Below are 21,894 nucleotides of genomic sequence, written 5' to 3' on the forward strand. Positions count from 1 at the left end.
ACTTATTTGGACATATTTAAACTAGTGCTTGTTTTTTTCCTAATAGCACTTTCCGCATTTTTTGTTGCTTCGGAGTTTGCAATTATAAGGGTGCGGAGCTCACGTATCGACCAGCTCATTGAAGAAGGAAATAGAAGTGCGCTGGCTGTGAAAAAAATTATTACCAACTTGGATGAGTATTTATCTGCCTGTCAGCTCGGAATTACCATCGCATCATTGGTTTTAGGATGGATCGGGGAGTCGGTAGTATCCAAATTGTTGCATCCATTGTTTGATTTAATCCATATTCCAGTTTCCATTTCAAATGTGATTTCATTGGCACTCTCATTTGCAACTATTACTTTCATACATGTGGTAGTTGGTGAATTAGCACCAAAAACACTGGCCATTCAAAAAGCAGAAGCTTTAAGTTTATTTCATGCAAAACCTTTGATTTTCTTTTACCGTTTAATGTTCCCGTTTATTTGGGTATTAAACACATCAGCACGTCTCGTAACAAAGGTTTTTGGTCTCAAGCCTGCAAGTGAAAATGACATTGCCCATTCGGAAGAGGAATTGCGAATTATTTTATCAGAAAGCTATAAAAGTGGAGAAATCAATCAATCAGAGTTTAAATATGTAAATAACATCTTTGAATTTGATAACCGAATTGCCAAAGAAATAATGGTACCTCGTACCGAGATTATTTCTTTATCGAAAGAAGATGATCTTCAAACATTCTTAGATATTGCGAAAGAAGAGCGCTTTACCCGTTATCCAATCATTGACGGAGATAAAGACCATATCATCGGAATTGTGAATGTAAAAGAAGTGCTTACGGACATAATCCATGACAAAGAGATTGAAGCATTATCTTTAGAAGATTATATACGACCAATTATTCGTGTGATTGATTCGATTCCTATTCATGATTTATTGGTCATGATGCAAAAGGAACGAATCCATATGGCTGTATTAATTGACGAGTATGGCGGTACTTCCGGTCTTGTTACGGTTGAAGATATATTAGAGGAAATTGTCGGAGAAATCCGCGACGAATTTGATATGGATGAAGTTCCATTGATTCGGAAAGTAAAAGAAAATCATTTTATTATCGATTCTAAAGTACTTTTAAGTGAAGTAAACGACTTATTAGGAATTGATATTCAAGAAGAGGATATCGACACACTCGGAGGTTGGGTGTTATCCGAAAATTACGAGGCCAAGCAAGGCGATATTATCGAATTTGAGGATTTTGAATTTATTATTAAGGAAATAGAAGACCTTCACGTTAAGTATATTGAGGTAAAGAAAAAAAGCACTCAAGAAATAAAAGTGAAACATAATATTGCGCTTACCAATTCGGAGGCGATTTAAAAAGATTACTAGTTAAAAGACCAAATCCTATTGATTTGGTCTTTTTAACTAGTATGGATGTGATACTGGACATAGGATCCGCTATCTGTGACAAAATGAGGTTATTCTTCATTTTTGTGGACAGAGGTTCCGTTATTTTGCAAAAAAGCAGTGATTTCATTGTAGTTTTCCATTAATAACGGATTCTGTGTCCGAAACACCCTTAGATTAGGACTGTTTTATCAAAATAAGGGATCCTGTGTCCGCTTAAGAGCAACGAATTCTGTTTCTGTACGGATGTAGAGTTTCATACCACTGCTTTTTTTCTTACATTTCATTCGGAGCCTTAACACCAAGAATTCTTAATCCTTCCTTCAGTACAATAGTGACAGCCTTTACTAACGAAAGTCTTGATAATAGCTCTTCATCCTTTTCAATTATCCGTACTTTTGCATAGTACTTATTGAAGGACTGACTAAGATGAATTAAATACTTTGCCAACACAGATGGGGAAAACTGGTTGTACGCATTTTCGATTATATCGGGGAAATGATTTAAGTGCTTAATGATTTCCCAGCTTCCTTGATCATTTAGGCCGTGAAATTCATATTCATCGATTTCCGCTTTTTGTAAAATAGACATCGCTCGAGCATGTGTATATTGAACATATGGCCCTGTTTCTCCTTCAAATGTAAGCATATCTTTTAAGGAAAATTCAATATTATTCATTCGGTCATTTTTTAAGTCATGGAAAATAATTGCGCCTACTCCAACAGATTCTGCCACTTGATTTGCATTCACCAAGGTTGGATTTTTATCTTTAATATTCTTTTCAGCAAGTTGGATGGCTTCTCTTAAAACTTCTTCTAAAAGAATAACCCGTCCTTTCCGAGTTGACATTCTTTTTCCATCCTTTAAATACAGCCCAAAAGGAATATGATGCATTCCATCTGCCCACCCGAAATCTAATTTTTCTAATACACCTTTTACCTGTTTGAAATGAACGGTTTGCTCCTGACCAACAACATATAGGGCGGTATCAAACTGATAAGTTTTTTGTCGATATATTGCGGCAGCCAAATCCCGTGTAGCGTAGAGAGTAGCTCCATCTGATTTTTTAATTAAACATGGCGGTAACTGGTTATTATCTAGCTTGACAACTTCTGCCCCGTCTGAAGTCTCCAATAATTTTCGTTCCTTCAGTAAGTCGACAACCTCATCCATTTTATCGTTATAAAATGCTTCACCATTATACGAATCAAATGAAACACCTAATAAATCATAAATTCCCATAAATGCTTTTAAAGACTCATCCCGAAACCATTGCCATAATTGTAAATTTTCTTTATCCCCGTCTTCTAAGCTTTTAAATGCTGCGCGTGCTTCTGCTTCAAGATTATGGTTTATTTCAGCTTCTTCATGAAATTTAACATATAACTTCGATAGTTCTTGGATAGGATTAGCTTTGACCTTTTCTTCATCGCCCCATTTCTTATAGGCAGTAATAAGCTTTCCAAATTGGGTTCCCCAATCTCCTAAATGATTTATTTTTACCGTTTTATATCCGCATTTGTCAGCGAGATTTGCTAATGCGTTTCCGATAACAGTAGATCGTAAATGCCCCATTGAGAACGGTCTTGCAATATTGGGAGATGACATATCCAATACAACCGTTTTGTTTTCACCTATTGAACCCTTTCCGAATGCATGCCCGTCTTTTAATACTTCTGTGACAACCTTCTTCCCAATTTCTTTTGAAGAAAAGAATACATTTAAATAAGGACCAATTGGGTTTACTTTAGAAAAATGATTACTTTTCCCTAACTCCTCAGAAAGCTCCGTTGCAATTTCTACCGGTGACTTTTTCAAAAGCTTTGCAAGTTGAAAACAAGGAAAAGCTAAATCTCCATGCTCGGGATTCTTCGGAATTTCGATTAAATTATATATTTTTTCCTGAGTTAACACCCCGTGCAGATAATCTTTTAGGCATACTGCCAAGACTTGTTTTAAATCCATTATTTTCCCTCCTAATCTAATTAAAAAAAGCCCATCTCTTATATAAAGAGACGAGCTAGCCCGCGGTACCACTCTAATTGTTCAGGTTAATGACCACTTTACCTTGTAACGGGAGTTCCCGATTCATCCTACTGTAGTTCAGATTCATCTCTCCGAAGTGCGCTTCATCCATTGGTTCTGTGCCAGGCTTCCACCATCCCCGACTCTCTATTTTTCCCCATATAGATTACTCTCTTCATCCTCGAGTTTTCATTATTATTAAGTATTATACAGATAATAAGTAAAAAGGCAACAGCATTTTCAGGAAAATTTCTAATATTGCCCCAATACTCCTTTAGTCATCGCAGTGCGCTCACATCTTTTAAAGACAAGTATTCCCAAAACAAGATAAATGATAGCATTTGCAATTAAACTGGCGTAATCTGCCCAATGAAAATCAAGAAGTGTTTGATTTTGAATCATAATTCCCCTTATCATATCTACACCTTTTACAACTGGTAAGACAGCTAAAAGAGGCGAAATAGACATAGGAAAGAAAGTTAGTCCCATTAAGATGAACTGCAAAACCTGTAAAAAGGCATTAATTTGTTTAATAATAATAGCCATTCCAGCAATCATAAAGCTAATGCCAAACATACTAATAATGGTGAAAATTAATACAGGTAAAATGGAAACCACATCTATATTTAACCAGGTGCCAGTTACCAGCATAGACAAGTACAATAAGACAGCTAAAATAATTAGCTGCTGCAGGGTGGTTGAAACAATTCTCGCTAATAATATCCTCCAAGCCCCCATTGGAGACATATACATTTGCTCTAGTGTTCCAAGCTGTGCTTCACTCATAATACTCCACCCTATTCCCTGCATGGCACCCATGGACAAGAACCAAAATACGTAGCTGACAATAGTATATTGAATATTTGTTTCCATCGAGGATGGATCACCGACCACTTTTATCCCAAAAAACATGGCTAAAAAAATACAAAAGAAAGTTATCAGTTCGCTAATTGTATTGGGAAGATATCTCTTCAGCAGGATAAATTCCCTGCGAAAATTCGCCTTAAACAGTTGCAGCAATTTCACGTTTCATTTCCCCCTTTACAATTTTCAAAAATACTTGTTCAAAATCAATAATAGAACGATCTACTTTATCGATTTCAATATTCATTTCCTCAAACAAATTGATTACTTTATAAAAATCTTCGCTATGCGTAATCGTAACGGTAATGACGGATTGCATTCCGTCATTAAGCTCTAACTCAGCCATAAAATGATTTTGAATTTCTTTTAAATTCTTATCTGAAAGCACTGAATTAACCGTAAAGGAATATGCCTTCGTATCAAACAATTCAAGCAAATCACTAACCCGCTCGTCCGATACAATTCTTCCTTCATTAATAATGATCACCCGCTCGCAAATTTCTTGGACAACAGGCATATCATGAGAGCTTAGTAAAATCGTTTTATTGTACTCCTTCGCTATATCCTTTAATAATTTGCGAACTTCATAGCTAGTTTCAATATCGAGCCCCAATGTTGGTTCATCAAGAAAAATAATCTCCGTATTGGATAATAAGGCAACCGCTATGGAAACCTTCTGCTGCATTCCTCGTGACAAGGAATTAACCATTTCATTTGCTTTATGTGTCAGATTTAGTCGCTCTAATAATTCATCAATTTGAGCCGATACTGCCTTTTTCGACAAACCTCGATTTCCCGAGAAATACTCCAAGTTTTCCCGCACTGTTAATCTCCAATAAAGGTTTCGATTTCCCTCTAAAACGGTACTAATATGTCGAAGTGCTTTTAGACGCTGCTTTCCAATGTCGATGCCATTTATTTTTATCGTTCCTTCATTAGGAAGCAGCAAGCCGCACATCATTTTAATAGTGGTTGTTTTTCCGGCCCCGTTTGGTCCAAGCAGTCCTACAACCTCTCCTCTTTTCACTTGGAATGAGACACCTTTGACTGCTTGAATTATTTCCTTCGATTTTCTTTTTTTATAGCTTTTCTTTATCCCTTGTATGTCTATGATATACTCCATCTCCACACCCCTAATCAGAATTTTCTATCTTTATTATACACTTCTAAGTTCTAATGTTTTCCATCTCTAGACGGATATGAATTTAGACTTTTAACCTATTCCGTAGTTAAAAATTAAATAAGCAGCTGCTTTTGCAGACGAAAATAACAATGGAAGGTTTCATAAATTCACCTGCAAAAAAATAAGCCAGTTGCGCTTAGCACATCTGACTTATTTATGACTAATGATGTAGTTTTGGATATTTGGGGATTAATTTGACATCCTCCAGCACTTTAAAAAGCTCCCGGCGAGATTTCGTTTTCGTTATTTTTACCCCGATACCCGCTAAGTTAGCCATTACTTTTTTTAGTTGATCATGATCTTTTCTTTTCAAGATAGATCACCTCTTTTGATTTACGACTCTCTATTATTTTACCCTATTATCCAAAGTCTGTATATTGATTTTGAAAATTTTTAACATTCCTTTCACAACTATTTGCCATCGGCTTTTTGGAATGCCATTTTCTCATTGCTCATCACAAAAATAAACAAGAAAGCTAATCCAGCGGGAACTAATCCCCATAAGAAAGTATGGACAATCGAAGTGGATAATGCGTCTGTAATTTTGCTTAAAACCTGTACAGGAATGTGTGAGCGTGCACTTTCCTTTAGAATTGCATTTGGATTATAGGAGTCATTTTGCGGCATCTGTCCCATTCCAGCGAAAACCTTCTTCAATTGATCAGAAAATGCATTCTTTTGAATCATTCCAAACACTGTAATTCCAATTGTCATGCCCAGTGAACGAACAAAGTTGCTTGTCGAGCTTGCTGATCCTCTTTGATCCATACCGAAATTATGAATAGTAGCCATACCAAGCACAGAAAACGAAAATCCAACCCCAAAGCCGGTAATAATCATATAAATCGTTAAAACAAAGCGAGCAGTATCTGGATTTATAGTAGTTAACAAATAGATTCCGATAATCGTAATAATCCCGGAAATAAACATGATATTTCGATAGCTTAATTTCGTAGTTAAAAACCCGCCAACTTGTGCAGACACAACTGAGCCAAGCATCATTGGAAGCAGGATTAACCCTGAATTAGTAGCCGTTCCGCCGTAAACCCCTTGCACAAATATAGGAATGTAAACGGTTGCCCCCGTAAAAGCTGCACCATAGAAGAGAGATACAATCGTACTCCCGGCAAATAATCTTTCTTTAAACATTTTGAAAGAAATAATGGGCGCTGATACAACTCTCTCAATCAAGATAAAGAGAATAAATAGAACGGCAAAACCGGCAAACAATCCTAGAATAATACTAGAATCCCATGCATATTTCGCCCCGCCGAGTTCTAAAGCAAACATCAAGCATACAACGGATCCTACTAAGGTAATTGCACCAAACCAATCAATTTTTTGTTTTTCATGTATACGAGACTCATGATAAAAGAGTGTAATTAATAGCAGCGCTACAACGCCAAGCGGCAGATTAATATAAAATATCCAATGCCAGCTAATATGATCGGTAATATAGGCACCTAATAGCGGACCAAAAATACTTGATAAACCAAATACTGCCCCAAATAATCCACCCATCTTCCCTCGCTTTTCAGGAGGAAAAATATCAAATACTATCGTAAAGGCAATTGGAATTAGGGCTCCACCACCGATTCCTTGTATGGCACGATATATACTCAATTGTGTAATGGTTTCAGCAGTTCCGCATAAAATGGAGCCAATCATAAATAGTAATAAACCAAACATAAAAAATCGCTTTCTACCAAACATATCAGATAACTTCCCGAAGATTGGCATTCCCGCCATTTCTGCTACCATATAAGCAGAAACTACCCAAATAAAACTATCAATCCCTCCTAAATCTGCAACAATTGTTCCCATAGCCGTCACAACGATGGTATTATCCATAGATGCCATCAAAATCCCTAATAATAATCCCGCAACAACCCAGCCTAACTTGCTATTTTTTGTAGCCATTCATTCAACTCCCTAACATACCCTATATTTTTATCTGTTTTTTTACATTTGAATTTTTTGCACAATGGAACTGTTCATTATATTCCACTAAGCCAATATCGCAACCAGGTCCTATCTCAACTTTTTTGCCTCTAATTACAGATGCTTTCGTATATTCAACATAAATATGGTCACCTTCAATTGTATCTACATCTAGGCTTCCATTTTGTTTATTTATACCTAGAAAGGAGGATTTCCTTTTTACCTGTATCTCCTCCCCGCCTATTTCCTTCACAGAGCTGTTTCCATATTTCAATTCAATGTTTACCTTACCAGCGTTTAATAAGCCACCAATTTCAAAGGAACCATCTGAAATGAAGTTTTCCACTTCGCAATCACCTTTTACAGAAAGGCTTCCTTTCAAATTTATATCCTCCCCTGAGACATTCCCGCCTACATCCATGGCACCCCGAATTTTCATTTCTTTTCCAGCTACGTCTTTATTTGCACTCATTGTTCCGTAAATCTTAATGCTTCCTGATTTTACATTTTCATGTATATCAATCGTTCCGTAAATATCAAGCGATTCTGCTTTCACATCGCCCATAGCAACTCCTGTTCCGTATACCTTAAATACTTGGCAGGTGAGGGCATCCGTAATGGTTCCATCACCGCTAATCTTTATTTTGTTGAACTCTCCGCCCCCAGAGCTACCAGAACCAAATATATTTAAATTCCTTTTTTCCATACGATAACCTCCTTTAATATTAGAGTTGGTTGGTTTTCATCACTTTGGAAGATTTATCAACCTCAATGGCTCCTTTATATTCCAACAAATCAATTTCACAGTTCTTCCCAATCGTAACATTGTTACCCCGGATAATTTTTGCTTTTACACCTTCGAGGTAAAGATCATCCCCTTCAATAACATCCGTTACTAATCTAGTTGGGTAAATAGATTTGACGATTTTCATAAAACCATGAATCCTCTGCTTAATGCGAATGGTCTGTCCGCCAATCTCCTTGGCTTTACAGTCGCCGTATAGAAGAATATCGATATTTTCCGCGTTTAGTAATCCACCGATTGTAAATAACCCTTCAGAATCAAATTCCTCCGCTTCGCAATCCCCCCCAATGGAGGCTTTCCCGTTAATTTTTATGTGCTCTCCACGTAAAGATCCGCCAATGGAACCACTCCCGGATATTCTTATTTTTTCCGTATTCACTTCCCCGCTCATGGAAGAGTGCCCATCAATAGTAATGCTGTCTGCATCAACATTGCCATTGATTGTCGATTTACCATTAATTTTTACCGTTTCCGCTTTAATATTGCCGTTCACCGTTCCAAATCCGTTGCAATCATAATGTTTGCAATCTATATCCCCATGCACCTTGCCTTTTCCGTTTATCGAAGCAAGCTCAAATTCACCGCCACTGGAACTACCAAATCCATTTATGATCAAATCCCGATTTTTATTCATGTTCATCATTTCTCCCTTACAATAATTTTGATTTCAGTTCTTCCATACAGTTTGTTAAAGAAACCCGAGTCACAATTTTTGTTGATTTTTCAAAATAAATGTCATCCACACTAGAAACGACAAAACAGGAGGATATTCCAAGCTTTCGGATGAAAAACAACTCCCCGCTTTTAATGGAATGATAATAATCATTCATCACATGCAATACCATTTTTCCTTCGTCCAAATTAATGTCACCTGAGCGCAATAGCTTTTCAAGAATATAAATAGAAAGCATTTGTTCAAATGAGAACTTTTTCATTTCTTGATTCAATTCCTTAAAAATATTTAACACAGGCTGCGAAGCAATTCCTTTTTGGATAATTTCCCCTTCCTCTAGGCTAAGCTCTGACAAATTGGGAGAAAATACATCTGCCAGCTCGTCAAGGGAAAGATTTTCTTTCATTGTCTGGATTTTTTCAATTCGTTCTAAAATCTTTTCTTTCGGAAAAAATGTCTCCTGACCTGTAAAGGTAGATTTCCTAATGAACCATTCTTCCGGTATTAGGTTTTTTCGTTTCCATCTATATAACTGCCCATAAGAAATATTGGTAAGCTCTAATAAATCTTTTTTAGATATTAATTCTTCACTCATCGTATTCGTCTCCTTTCATAAAATAATGTAACATAACACTGTTACGTTTGCAAAGCCCTTTTTCAAAAAAATTACTAAATGTTGATTTATCAGGGTCTTGTGGCATAAAAAATAACAGCATACAATGATATGCTGTTACGTTGTTTTACTGCATTGTTTTCCTTTAGGTTGGAAATTTACAACCTTTCTAATATCCTGAGTAAGCGTGGTTTGAATAGTATATGGTGCGACATTAATATACCTTATTTTTAATAATGGAAAAATGAACCGCACGAAATCGTTGTTGAACGGCACGAATTAGGTTTTGATCTAGGAATCAATCTAACTGAATAATAAAGAAAAAAAAGATAGCTGCCAGAAATGCACTGGCAGCTATCTTTTAAGTTATTATTTCACAGGCACAACAGTTGTATTACCAGCATTATCATATGCTACAACCAGTACTGTATGTCCGCTAATGTCTCCTACTTTGAAGCTAGTATCTGCTTCAGAATAGTAAGCTTTATTTGTGACGGATTTACCGTCAACGATAACATCCCAGTATGAAAGTCCGCTGCCGTTTTTCTCATCGGAAGCATGTACAGTAAGATTCTTGGATGCTTTATCGTAGCTTACATCAAGTTTTGGTTTTGTTACATCTAGTTTAATAGGTAATTCAATGGTTTGAGGTTTCGCAGCTTGATAATCAACGACACCTGCTACTTGAAGGTAGTATTGACCTTCCGGTGCTGTTTTTCCATTGATCTTTCCGTCCCATACAAAGTTTGGATCTAAAGTATACTTAGAACCATTTCCGCTATCATAAGCGTCTTTATACATGTTTCCTTCATTTACAATCGTTGCTACTCTATGTTTCTTGTTATCTAGCACATAAAGAGTTACATTTTTTGCATTTCGTATGAATGATAAGATTGGCAATGCATCATCTTGAACCCCGTCGCCATTTGGCGAGAAAGCAATTTTTGCAGGATCGATATCCCCCGTTTTTACATCTCCGCCAAGGAAAGAATAGTCTCCACCTTGAGAAGTTACTACTCCTGTGTAACCATAATAGGAGCTTGCATCCCACATTGGTTTATCAAAAATTGGCGCTTTATCCCATTGACCATCAAATCCTACATATGGAACTGTTAATGTTGGATTGTTATCAGATGGATCTGTTAATTGAATAAATCCTTCCAACCAGAATCCGTTTGGATATGCAGAAGCTAACTCCTTTTCAGCCGCTCTTGCATCCATCGTAATATTAATTTTCACATCACCTTTTGCAGGTACAACTACTTGGTCCTTTGCTTTGCCATTGATTTTGAAGTCAACAAGTCCATTTAAATCAGTTGCTCCAACAAGGTTTGGCGCATTAATTAAATCGCTGCCGTTTTGTAAAGCTGTATCTGTTTGCGCATTAATGGACAAATTATAGGTTGCTGGTTTATTTGTTAAGTTTTTCGCCGTTAATTGGAATGTTACCTTACCCGTTTTAATTTCTTTTAAAGCAACTTTTCCTACATTTGATTTTGATTCTGTAACAATTACAGGTGTTGTTAAAGCTGAGTTAATTTGCATTAATCCTGCACCTTGACGGCGAGGAGAAACGAAATTACCATCAAATACAACTGGTTTTGCTGTATTCATTAGTAAATTTTTCGCTAATAATACGCGGTCACTGCTATCCAAACCAAAATCTTTATCAACGCGTTCCAACACTAAAGCGGATCCACCTGAAACATGTGGTGCTGCCATAGAGGTACCGCTCATTAAACCATACTTATTATCATTAAGTGTGGAATAAATTTGTCCGCCTGGTGCTGTAATTTCCGGCTTAAAATCTAAGCTCGGTGCTACACCCCAAGAAGAGAACGCACTCATTTTTCCCGCATCTGGATTTGGGATACCCAGTTTACCACCATTAAACGTAATAGTTACCGGTTTGCTGCTATCTAATGCAGCTCTCAGTTTATCACCATCACCTTTTAGCATAAATAGCTGAGGAATCGTGATAGCCGGATCAGATGCCATATTAACAATACCTTCTTGGTTGTTGTAAACAATAACTCCTGCCGCTCCAGCTTTTTGAGCATTAAGGGCTTTGTCTACAAAGTTATAGGTTCCACGTTGGACAAGAGCATATTTTCCTTTAAAGTCTTTGCCGGCAAAATCATTTGGTCCCCCTAATCCTGCAGCTAAAACTTCAAACGTTTTTTGCTCAACACTATTCGGGTGTGTTTGTCCAGCAGATAAAAATGGTGCGTTTCCAGCAATTCCATCAATCGTATAATTCAATCCATCCGTTACCATATTCGTATTTTCAAATGATGCAACAGAAATTGATTCATTCGAAACACTCGGTGACCCGACTACACCATAATCAGGGTTAGATGTAAGTGGATAATAGTATCCATTTCCAAAATAAGCAGAGTTCCCAGCAGAGATGGACATAACAATGCCATTCTCTGTTGCACGTTTTACCGCTTGCTGCTCAGGTGAATCAGCGTTAACAAATCCGGATGGTGAACCTAAACTCATGTTCAGAACATCCGCTCCAAGCTTAATCGCATCATCAATGGCTTTAACATAAATATCTCCATATGTTGATTTATTGGATTGGTCATTACTGAATACTTTAAGCGCCAGTAATTGTGCTTCTGGTGCGATTCCTTTAATGCCTCCATTGTTTTCGTCTCCGTTTGCACCGACCGTACCAGCTACGTGCATACCATGCATCGATGCACCAGCTCCCAAATCTTTTACAATATCATTTTTATCATAGTAATTATATCCATAAGGAACTTTATCTGTATAAAATTTACCTGGCAGACCATTGTCTGCAACTAGCTCATTTATTTTCGATTTTGTTAACTTTTCCTTAGAAGGATCCGTTAATTTCATATCCTTATGATCATAGTCAATTCCAGTATCAATGATACCGACAACCATTCCTTCCCCTTTATAGCCGTAGTTTCTCCAAGCCTCTTGTGCTTGTACCAGCTCCTTGCTATAAATCATATCAGGTGTTTCTTGTGGCCTCTTGTATTCGTTTACAACCTGTACAGACTTAACACCATCAATCGCTTTAATTTGGTCAATATCGCCATATTTTATGTCGGCGCTGAAACCGTTTACGATAGTTGTTACATCATTAATAAACTTGGTTTTTATTTTCTTGTCCTTTATTTTGCCTTTAACTGTTTTTTGTTCATCAAGTGCTTTGTCTTCCAAGCCTTTTCTTTCTTGTTTACTAAGTTTATTGTATTTAACACCTTTTTGCTTCGCATATTCAATGGTTGGATCACCCGTCATCTCAACAAAGACACGAACATCTTTGTTCGGATCTACATTCGGCTGAACCTTGGTTGGTTTTACTTTGTTTGCCTTGTCTAGATTTACAGCATGGGAACTTCCTGTCCCAAATACTGCACTACTGCAAGCTAATAATAAAATAAGTAAAATTGCAAGACTTCGCTTCAGCATTTATTGTCCCCCTATTAGTAGTTTTTAAAAATAGATTAATAGATTAAATAGAGACCTCCCCCGAAAAAAAATTCTGAATCTCTTAGTGACAAAAAATTCAGACACTTATAAATTAACATAGTAATTGAGAGATAAACTAGATTATTTAGTCCTAGTAATATAGTCACAATAGTCTGATTTTACGCAAACAGGATCAGCCTATATTCAGGCTGATCCTGTTTTTAAGATAACATAAGCAAATGATGCAATTCCTGATCAGATAGCTCTGTAATCCAGTTGTCACTATTAATAATTTCATCATTTAATGCTTGTTTTTTCTCAAGCATAGCATCAATTTTTTCCTCTAATGTGCCGGTTGTAATCAGCTTGTGAACATGGACAAAACGACTTTGACCAATTCGGTAAGCACGATCAGTAGCCTGGTTTTCTACTGCGGGATTCCACCAGCGATCATAGTGGATAACGTGATTTGCGGCCGTTAGGTTAAGCCCTGTTCCACCTGCTTTTAAAGAAAGGAGGAACACTGGGAATTCCCCATCCTGGAAACGCCCAACATATTCATCTCTTTTTGCTTTAGGCATACTTCCGTTTAAAAAAGGAACAGAAAGACCGAAACGTTCGTATAAAAGCTTTTGAATCATCTCGCCCATTCCAATATATTGGGTAAAAACGAGACACGCTTCCTTAGCATCCAAAATGGATTCCACCAATTCCAATAGCTTCTCCATCTTATGAGAGCGTTGTTCCACATTATCCGGATGTTCCTCTTTAAGATATAATGCCGGATGATTGCATAACTGTTTGAGACGGTTCAACATTTGGAGGATCATTCCTTTACGCTCAATTGCTGTCAGCTCATCCATTTGATTAAAGGTTTCACGAATAAGCTGTTCATATAAAGAGGCTTGTTCCGATGTTAATGGGCAATATTCCTTTTGCTCAAGCTTATCCGGCAAGTTTAATTCTACCTCAGGGTCCTTCTTCGTACGACGGAGCAAAAATGGACGAATCAGTGACTGAAGCTCCCCGATTTTTGCTTGTTCCTCTTCCTTTTCAATAGGCAGAATAAATCGCTTTTGAAATTGTGTATAGGTACCTAAATACCCGTGATTGGTAAAATCAAAAATAGACCATAGTTCTGATAATCGATTCTCCATTGGTGTTCCAGTAAGGGCGATATGATGTAATCCTTTTAATTTGCGAATTGCCCTTGATTGTTTGGTTTGGGAATTTTTAATATTTTGGGCTTCATCTAGGGCAATCGTTCCCCATTCAATGGAAGAAAGCTCGTCAAAATCTAGATGGGAAAGCCCGTAGCTTGTTAATACAATATCTGTTCCTTTCAAATTTTCTTCAAAGTGATCTCCTTTGTAACGATTTGCTCCATAATGCAGTTTAACGGACAATTCCGGGGCAAAGCGTTCGATTTCCTTTTGCCAATTCCCAAGTACGGATGTCGGACAGATAATTAAAGCCGGTGCAGGATTTCCCTCTGTATGTTTTACATGCAATAAGTACGTAATGAGCTGAATGGTTTTACCAAGCCCCATATCATCGGCTAAAACAGCACCGAAATGAAATTGTCTCAAAAACACAAGCCAATCGAAACCATGCTGTTGATAGGGGCGAAGACTTCCGTCAAACTGCGGCGGTACCGGAACGGCTGGGATATTGGAAGTATCCCTTAATTCATGAAATAGCTTTTTTAAGGAACGGTTTAGCTCGATTTGAATGTTTGCAAAGGCACGTGGATTAAAGTCTTCTAACTCCTCCATATCCATTTCTTCTCTTGGAACTAATTCTTGCTCCATAATGTCTTGAAGACGCAACCCTTCCTTCTTTGCCCGTTTCATTAAGTCTTGCAGCTGCCGAATCATTTTGGGATCTAATTTGACCCATTGCCCATTTACTTTAATCAGTCTTCGCTGATGATCAACGAGATGATTAAATTCCTCTTCGGAAATTTCAGCGCCATTCATGGACAATCGCCAATCAAAGTCAAGCAAGGCATTTAATCCGACAAAGGATGGCCGGTAGTTTGTACTCGTTTGCTTTATTCTTGCCTTCACGGTTAATTGCGCATCACGCATCGCAACCCACCAAGATGGCAGTAAAATTTCTACTCCGAGCAAGAGTAGCTTTTCACTTGCAATCGTTAAAAAATCCCAAGCTAAAAGCTCATCTAATTCCCTTTTTAGCCCATCACTATCTCCTAACCAGGGAAAGAGTTTTACCCAACGTTCTTGTTCTTCCATTACATCATCTAGATATTGTCTCCATTTTACCGGAACATTTTTTGAGGGAGTTGTAGTAAGCAGTTTTTCTGGGTTTCTTTTATCTCTTAAAACGGTTTCGAGAATCCATGGTTCATCATCTTCCATCGGTTCTGAAATACGAAGTCCGATGGTAAAAGGACGCTCGTCTTCCCCTTCCATCCACTCACGAAAACGTTTTGCATCAAAATAGGAAGTAAATTCTTCCGTTGTAAGGGAAGTTTTCTTCAAGTTATCTATTTTTTCCTTTATTCCTTCCTTTTTGTTCAGGAAAGAAGTAATAGCATAATCATACCATTCTTCTAAAAATGCCTTCGTTGTAGTGTCAAGAATAGGTTGTTCCCAAAATTCTGGTTCAAATTCATCCAATACCATTTGCGGCAGCTTCCACTCGAATACATGGTCTTCCGTTTCATTAAAGCGCGGAACCCCTACACCTTCCATAATAGCTTCATACATGATGGAAGCGCTTGATAGGAATAATTGTCCGTTTGAATCCCATTCCCAATCCAGCAATGAACTGAAGCTTTCGTTTGCAAAGAGAGACAGTAATGACCAGCTATCTACCTTTACACCTGAATGCGTCTTATAGGTTGAAATAGGAAGGGAAGAGCCAAAGAAGCTTTCTTCATGCCAAATAAATAATTGACGTTTCCAATCAGACGGATTGATTTCCCTTCCTTGTGGATCCTCGGCATAAATAAAAAAAACTCCATTTCCCATATATTCAATATAAATCTTTAATAAGATAGATTTAAGCATCGATTAGCTTTCCCCTTCTACACTCCTCGTGAAATGCACGAAGTCTTTTTGTCTTTAGAAGTAAGTCATTAAAATAGGATTCCCACATTTGCATTTTTTTCTGTTTTTTATATAAAACACGCAGTTTTTTTAAGTATTTTACGGATTTCTTGTAAGCATCACGATTACGATTTTCTAATAGATTTTCAATTGAATCATGGTAAAGCGGCATAGCAAGCTGCGGATCTGCCTTCGCAACAGTTTCCAGTTTCAACTTATCAATAGAATCGATGTCTTTGCCTGTTAGATGCTGTAGTTCAACCCATGATCGATACTTTTGCTTTATGATGAGATATTCATTATATTGGGTGTAGCTATATGGAAGAAATTTCATATATATTTTTTCCATTAAGACAGGATTATGATCAGATAACGCAGAATCATCGACTGTTCTAAAAAACATTCTCATAAAGGCATAACGGTCAAAATTACTTTCCAGTGTAGATAAATAATCCGATATAAAAGGTATCATGGCAGTAATATATTTGCTAAGCCGGCTGTACGCCTTTTGCGATTGCAAATGTTGAAACCAATATTGCGAAAAGTAAATAATGTTTCTATTTAGCCCTTTCAGTGTCTGTAATGCAATCTCGTCTTTTCCACATAGAATAGCTAAATGAATTCTGGCTAGCAGGATTCTGTCGTTTTGATCAGAGTCAGACTCCAGCCTCTCTAATTCCAGCTTACGCCATATTGTTTGTTTGAAAAGGTGCGACCAAAGAATCATATATAGTTCCACCATTTCGGATGAATGGTAGGTGTTTAAGGTAAGTAATGCCGTACAATCATTTCGCAAAAAAGCAATATACGGGTCAAAGGCAAATGGCTGAACGGAGATAGATAATTTCTTTAATGCATCTTCTACTTCTTGCATCATAAAGGAAAAGAAGGAATCCTGTGTTTGAAAATTCCGATTGATACTTAGCTCATTCGCTGCTTTTATCGAATAATAAGCAACGAATAATTGATAAAGCGGTTTCCATTCCCTTTCAACAGGTGAGAATTCAATTAGACGATAGTATACTGATTTTAATCTTTCTTCGAAAACATATTCATTTGGTATATCAATATTATGAAAGGATTTTTTAAAGCGATTTATCCATGCATCGTGACCGGTTAACGGTGCAGAAGTTTGTTCCTCCAGTAAATCACTTCCACGCTTCATATTCTTTAATACAGCAAAGGTAGAATCGTTTTTTTTCCATTCTTGTACCCAATCAAATACACTTCCTATTTGGTTATAAACTGAGAAAAATAACGCCATTTGGTGGCGGCAGATACCTTCCTGCGGACATGAACAATGATTGTTTTCAGGATTTTCCAAATCCAACGTAACCTGAACAGGTGTTACATCCTGTACCTTGGCTGTAAAAATGGGAGAGGAAAAATTCTTTTTGGAAACGAGCTGCTGGCGATATAAAAGCAAGCCTTTTTGAACAAGCTTTTGGTGAGTGTCGCTTGTGGGATCTAAATAAGTTTGGAGTTTTTCTGCATATGCTTGAAGTTGGGCTTTCATTTTGAATATCACCTCCGGGTTGTAAGAAAAGCGCAAGGTCCCCTAGCCAACGGCTGCTTGCGCCAGACAGGATTTAAAACTTGTTAAATAATTTATATTTTATTAAACTAATCGTTTATCTTTTGAAAAAAAGGCACTACTTCTATTTTAATGGAATAAATGATTTTAGAAAAGGTTAGGCAAAGGTTCTACGATAAAATGAAGAAAGTGAGGCTGCAATACCTCACCATCATTATTATTTTTTACTAATCCAAAATTGATGATTCACGTATATATTGACCCCGGACAGTTTCTTTCTTTTTCCGTTTACGATTTTATAGTTTTTATTTATCGGATACTCTATTTTTTCCTCATTTTTTTGGGAAATAAACAATGGATTGTGAGGATTAGAGAGATCAATTTTTGTTTTGTAACCCTTTTTGTCGTAATAATCGGTTGCATTCACAAATAAAGATTGATTAAATCGGTCTAATGAAGTTATGCCTAAAAACTTAGATATATATGATGGAAAATCAGTATTATTGATTAGTCCCGTCGGTTTCCCCGGACCATACGCATATAAAAAGACATCCTCCCCCGAATGGCCTAGGGTGGTAAAGCCTAAATTTGCTCGTTCAGCCATTTGTTTAGCTAATTCTAATTCTACATTACTTGCAGCTTTTAGACGTTTTAACTCCTTTTCCGGTAGAGGAGACAACCCATAATACTTGGCAATTTCCTTAATGTTCGAGCGGTCCTTTTTCAGTAAGGCGGCAGCACCTGTAGCGGTTAGCTTTGCTTTTCTTAATGGATCGATAAATTGATGAACTGGTATTTTGAAATAGGACTTATTAGTGTTATGATTCCCCATTGTAAGTCCGCTGTTTCCATGATCGGTTACAGCTATCAGCAAAGTATTTGGATTTTTCTTTGCGAAATATAGTGCCTCTTTTACTGCTGAGTCGAATGACAAGATTTCGCTTATCATTCCAACTGGATCATTTTTATGGGCTGCCCAATCGATTTTGCTACCTTCGACAAAGAGGAAAAAACCCGTTTGCTTCTTGTCGAGTAAGTGAATGGCCTTTTTTGTCATTTCCGCTAGTGATGGTTGTTTAGGAGCAAGAGTGGGACGGTCGAATTCATAAGCGATATCAATATCTGCAAAACTTCCCCATACTTTCGTTTTTTTTACCGCATCAAGCTCTGATTTTGTTTTCACAAAAGAATATCCGTTATTTTTTATTTCTTCTAGCAGGTTCTCCCCATCTTTTCGGTAGGAAGGCATATTAGAGCCTATACCTTTTGGTGCTGAATATGGATTCGTGTTTTTTTTCGATAGTAAAGAAACCATACCGCCGCCAAGGACCACATCCAATCCTTGATACACCTGCTGCTCGGCAATGTCATCATACCCATTGCGGCTGATTGTATGGGCTGTAAAAGCTGCAGGGGTGGCATGCTGTACTGGAGAGGTTGTTACTATTCCTGTTGAAAGTCCGTGTAGTTTTGCTGCTTCCAAAATGCTGACAGCGGGGCGAATTGCTTCAACCTTTCCGCCCTTTAGTTGCGGAACTATGCCGATCATATCTACCGAAGTTTTAAACCCCGTTGCCATAGCTGTTCCTGCTGCTGCAGAATCAGTAATACCTGATTGCAAAGAATAAGTTTTAACACCGCCAACAAGAATCCCATCAAGTGCAAGGGATTTCCCTTTATACCACCGTGTTAAGGTTAAAACATCTGAATTTGTACCATCCATCACCATAAAAATAACATTTTTGGGCTTTGTTGAGGATTTTGCGGCATGAATGGGATGTATTGGAGTAAATAGAAGTACCATAATAAGAAATACACGCAATATAAATCACCTCAAATTATTTTAGTTTTATATTTTGATAACTGGAAAATTGTATGCAGGTTAATATCTTTTATCTCAAAGAACAAATGTATAAGCGCCTTGCTTATCCGCTAGCCGATAGACGCTGTAGCTTGACGTAACAACTTTTTGGATAAATTATCCACATGGTATTTCCTAAACGAAAAAATGACCAGCTTAGAGATAAACTGGTCCAAATTTTTGAAGATATATGAGGCTGCATGACAATTTCTGATGAGGAATGTTGGGGAAGATACAAATTCTTATAGAGAAACCACTTTTGAATGATAATGATTTTGCGGTAATGGCAGAGGGTTTTGTTCTAAGGAGTCTAGTCGTTTGGTGAGTATAAAAATTCGATGGTTTGCCCTTCCAAGCTTTAAAATAAGGTCTTCCACCAATTTTTCTAACCCTTCTAATCTTTGATCAATATTTTCCAATTCACTTCTCCTTTATTCATTATTCACTGCTTGTAGCTCACGGTCTTCCGTCGGTTTTCTTCCTAAAAACTTCACTGTTTCCGCCACGACTTCTGTCACATATACTTTTTTCCCTTCTTGATTTTCATAACTTCTTGTTTGGATACGTCCCACTACACCAATAACAGAACCCTTTGCACAATATTTAGCGGTATTTTCAGCCGTTCTGTTCCATAATGTACATTGAACGAAATCCGCTTCAAATTCTCCATAGCTATTCCGAAAGTTTCGATTTAGTGCTATGGTGGCATTTAATACCGCTTTTCCATCCATCGTATGCCGCAGTTCAGGATCCTTTGTCAGTCTGCCTACAAGCATCACCTGGTTAATCAAAACATGTATTCACTCCTTTCTCTTATAATGTAAATACATCATATACAACCTAATCCAAATAGTAAAATTAGGAAATTAGCAATTCACCCTTTCATTTTCTGTAGATAACGGTACTTTCCTATGGGAAAAAACTTGTTTTCGCATGAAAAGTTGTAAAGAATTAGGTTTATAATAAAAATTAATCTTTTTTTGTTTAATGAAACTGGGATAAGAGGACTGTCCACTTAACTCATTTTAGTTTTTTTCTTAAAAGACTGGACAAGGGACCTGCCCCCCAGTTGTATGCTATAATTTTTACACATAATGCATCTTGCTCCAAATGAACGGATAGGAAATGGAGGTTTTCGATTTATGAAATCTTTTAAGATTGTGTCCTTACAGGTTATCTTAAGTGATGGGAACATTAAGGATATTGTATTAGAGGATGGCCTGATTATTAATAAAGAGGATGGAAAAAAGACTTGGCTAATTGAGGCTTACATCAGTAAGGAGTATTACGACTTTTTCCGCACGGCACAACAAAGTCCGGATGATTTGAATGTTCAAGTAGTTATTACACACGAATCAAACGACCCTGCACCTTTTAGTACGCACATACGGGGAATTAAACAATTTGAAAATCACATAAGCGTTTTATTGGAAGGCTTTTTAAAGGTGAAAAGGAGCAATTATGCAGAGCTTCTTCTGAGCGATATAGTAAGGGAAGGATTTACAGGCGAAGAACTAATTGAGGAATTTAAAAATAGAATGAAAAAGCGAATTAAATATGTAGCTTCTAAAAAGGTTCAAGAATAAACGAAAGATAAAAAGCTCCTGTTATATTCAGGAGCCTAATTCACTTGACTTGTTAAAGATTGAATTAAATATTTTGCTTCTGCCTTACATGAGTAGGAGTAATCTTTTTTCAGCTCTTTTTGTAGCTGATTTATTTTTTCTACCTGATCCGGAGTAGGCGCTTCAGTTAAAATCTTCTCAATGGTTTCATTGATTTTTTTGGCAACATCTTCATGAAACCTTGGATCTTTCTTAATATCATCGCTTACCTGTCCAAACCAGGAGGCGTGATTATTAATATATTCTCTCCACTCTTTCATAAAATCCTCGAGATTATATTTATTTTCGTCCCATTTGATATTTTCCATATATTGCTCAAATACAGTCGAAATGGAACGACTAATACTTATTTTGATTCCTGGTGATAGCTCATTAAACATCTATTTAAAGAACCCCCTAAATAAATAGCTATTTAGATATATTATTATACCTATTCTCTACTATTGTTGAATTTTACTCTAAAAACCAAGAAACTTCAACTAAGTCTCTTTTTTTAATCTATGTTGTTTCTTTCATTTCAACTAATGAACATGGGTAACGACAAAATAAGCAGGTTACTTCCTGCTTATTTTACTTTTTACTCTTTTTATAGTCTTCATTTTTGAGGTCTTTATTATATTCATTATCATTTTCGTTAATATCGTTCACATTCTTAAAGTTCTTATCCGTATTCATTTGTTTATTATTGCTCTTATTAAATTTATCTTTATCTACATTATTCATGTTTCTATTTTCGTTAACACCATTATTTAAACTCGGCGGTGGTGGCTCTTGTTTTTTCGTATTACATCCTGTCAACAAAATAGCGATCAGGGAAAAACTTAAAACCCATCTAAGCATTTTTCGATTCATGAAGACTT

18 protein-coding genes and 1 other annotated feature are annotated in these 21,894 nt (G+C 36.9%); of the genes, 2 read left to right on the forward strand and 16 right to left on the reverse strand.

The genetic code is table 11. From position 1 onward, the window contains the following. Positions 1–6 precede the first annotated feature (6 nt). Positions 7–1,356 (forward strand): hemolysin family protein, encoded by a 1,350-nt coding sequence (locus NSQ59_RS25610; RefSeq protein WP_055741372.1) that lies wholly within the window; start codon positions 7–9, stop codon positions 1,354–1,356. A gap of 306 nt (positions 1,357–1,662) precedes the next feature. On the opposite strand, the gene argS is transcribed toward NSQ59_RS25610, so the two are convergent. From argS to NSQ59_RS25680, 14 genes are all read right to left on the reverse strand, one after another. Continuing rightward, positions 1,663–3,351 carry an arginine--tRNA ligase gene (gene argS / locus NSQ59_RS25615; protein ID WP_055741373.1) on the reverse strand — a complete coding sequence of 563 codons (1,689 nt, stop codon included), beginning with the start codon at positions 3,349–3,351 and terminating at the stop codon, positions 1,663–1,665. A gap of 43 nt (positions 3,352–3,394) precedes the next feature. Next, positions 3,395–3,602, reverse strand: a binding site (T-box leader). A 61-nt stretch (positions 3,603–3,663) separates the two neighbouring features. Next, positions 3,664–4,437, reverse strand: coding sequence for an ABC transporter permease (locus NSQ59_RS25620; RefSeq protein ID WP_055741374.1), 774 nt, complete (start codon positions 4,435–4,437; stop codon positions 3,664–3,666). Further along, complete coding sequence (locus NSQ59_RS25625) at positions 4,415–5,398, reverse strand: ABC transporter ATP-binding protein (protein WP_055741375.1); 984 nt, start codon at positions 5,396–5,398, stop codon at positions 4,415–4,417. The genes NSQ59_RS25620 and NSQ59_RS25625 overlap by 23 nt, the downstream gene beginning before the upstream one ends. A 220-nt stretch (positions 5,399–5,618) precedes the next feature. Beyond that, complete coding sequence (locus NSQ59_RS25630; RefSeq protein ID WP_163258601.1) at positions 5,619–5,771, reverse strand: Lmo0850 family protein; 153 nt, start codon at positions 5,769–5,771, stop codon at positions 5,619–5,621. 98 nt (positions 5,772–5,869) lie between these two features. Further along, positions 5,870–7,378, reverse strand: coding sequence for an MDR family MFS transporter (locus NSQ59_RS25635; protein ID WP_340833014.1), 1,509 nt, complete (start codon positions 7,376–7,378; stop codon positions 5,870–5,872). A 22-nt stretch (positions 7,379–7,400) separates the two neighbouring features. Next, positions 7,401–8,105 carry a cytoplasmic protein gene (locus NSQ59_RS25640; protein WP_340833015.1) on the reverse strand — a complete coding sequence of 235 codons (705 nt, stop codon included), beginning with the start codon at positions 8,103–8,105 and terminating at the stop codon, positions 7,401–7,403. A gap of 19 nt (positions 8,106–8,124) precedes the next feature. After that, positions 8,125–8,838 carry a polymer-forming cytoskeletal protein gene (locus tag NSQ59_RS25645; RefSeq protein ID WP_235950739.1) on the reverse strand — a complete coding sequence of 238 codons (714 nt, stop codon included), beginning with the start codon at positions 8,836–8,838 and terminating at the stop codon, positions 8,125–8,127. 16 nt (positions 8,839–8,854) lie between these two features. Then, positions 8,855–9,472, reverse strand: a complete 618-nt coding sequence (locus NSQ59_RS25650) for a YhbD family protein (protein WP_126647584.1) — start codon at positions 9,470–9,472, stop codon at positions 8,855–8,857. A gap of 387 nt (positions 9,473–9,859) precedes the next feature. Beyond that, entirely contained in the window at positions 9,860–12,940 is a 3,081-nt protein-coding gene (locus NSQ59_RS25655; RefSeq protein WP_340833016.1) for a S8 family serine peptidase, read from the reverse strand. A 221-nt stretch (positions 12,941–13,161) separates the two neighbouring features. Further along, the gene (locus NSQ59_RS25660; protein WP_340833017.1) at positions 13,162–15,975 is read right to left on the reverse strand and encodes a DEAD/DEAH box helicase; all 2,814 of its coding nucleotides are present in this window, start codon (positions 15,973–15,975) and stop codon (positions 13,162–13,164) included. After that, positions 15,968–17,530, reverse strand: a complete 1,563-nt coding sequence (locus NSQ59_RS25665; protein ID WP_055741382.1) for an SWIM zinc finger family protein — start codon at positions 17,528–17,530, stop codon at positions 15,968–15,970. Before NSQ59_RS25665 ends, NSQ59_RS25660 begins: the two co-directional genes overlap by 8 nt. A 235-nt stretch (positions 17,531–17,765) precedes the next feature. After that, entirely contained in the window at positions 17,766–19,370 is a 1,605-nt protein-coding gene (locus tag NSQ59_RS25670; protein ID WP_340833018.1) for an alkaline phosphatase, read from the reverse strand. 281 nt (positions 19,371–19,651) lie between these two features. Further along, positions 19,652–19,828: a hypothetical protein gene (locus tag NSQ59_RS25675; RefSeq protein WP_161809291.1), complete on the reverse strand. Its 177-nt coding sequence runs from the start codon at positions 19,826–19,828 to the stop codon at positions 19,652–19,654. A gap of 12 nt (positions 19,829–19,840) precedes the next feature. After that, on the reverse strand, positions 19,841–20,200 hold the full coding sequence (locus NSQ59_RS25680; RefSeq protein ID WP_055741383.1) for a single-stranded DNA-binding protein: 360 nt from the start codon (positions 20,198–20,200) through the stop codon (positions 19,841–19,843). Positions 20,201–20,551: 351 nt separating this feature from the next. On the opposite strand from NSQ59_RS25680, the gene NSQ59_RS25685 reads away from it, so the two are divergent. Next, complete coding sequence (locus NSQ59_RS25685; RefSeq protein ID WP_055741384.1) at positions 20,552–20,995, forward strand: YwpF-like family protein; 444 nt, start codon at positions 20,552–20,554, stop codon at positions 20,993–20,995. Positions 20,996–21,030: 35 nt separating this feature from the next. Here the strand turns inward: NSQ59_RS25685 and NSQ59_RS25690 are convergent, their stop codons facing one another. Continuing rightward, on the reverse strand, positions 21,031–21,414 hold the full coding sequence (locus NSQ59_RS25690) for a hypothetical protein (protein WP_126647589.1): 384 nt from the start codon (positions 21,412–21,414) through the stop codon (positions 21,031–21,033). A 190-nt stretch (positions 21,415–21,604) separates the two neighbouring features. Further along, the gene (locus tag NSQ59_RS25695) at positions 21,605–21,886 is read right to left on the reverse strand and encodes a hypothetical protein (protein WP_055741386.1); all 282 of its coding nucleotides are present in this window, start codon (positions 21,884–21,886) and stop codon (positions 21,605–21,607) included. Positions 21,887–21,894: the final 8 nt, after the last annotated feature.

It is taken from the genome of Margalitia sp. FSL K6-0131, assembly GCF_038008735.1.
Taxonomy (GTDB): domain Bacteria; phylum Bacillota; class Bacilli; order Bacillales; family Bacillaceae_C; genus Margalitia; species Margalitia shackletonii.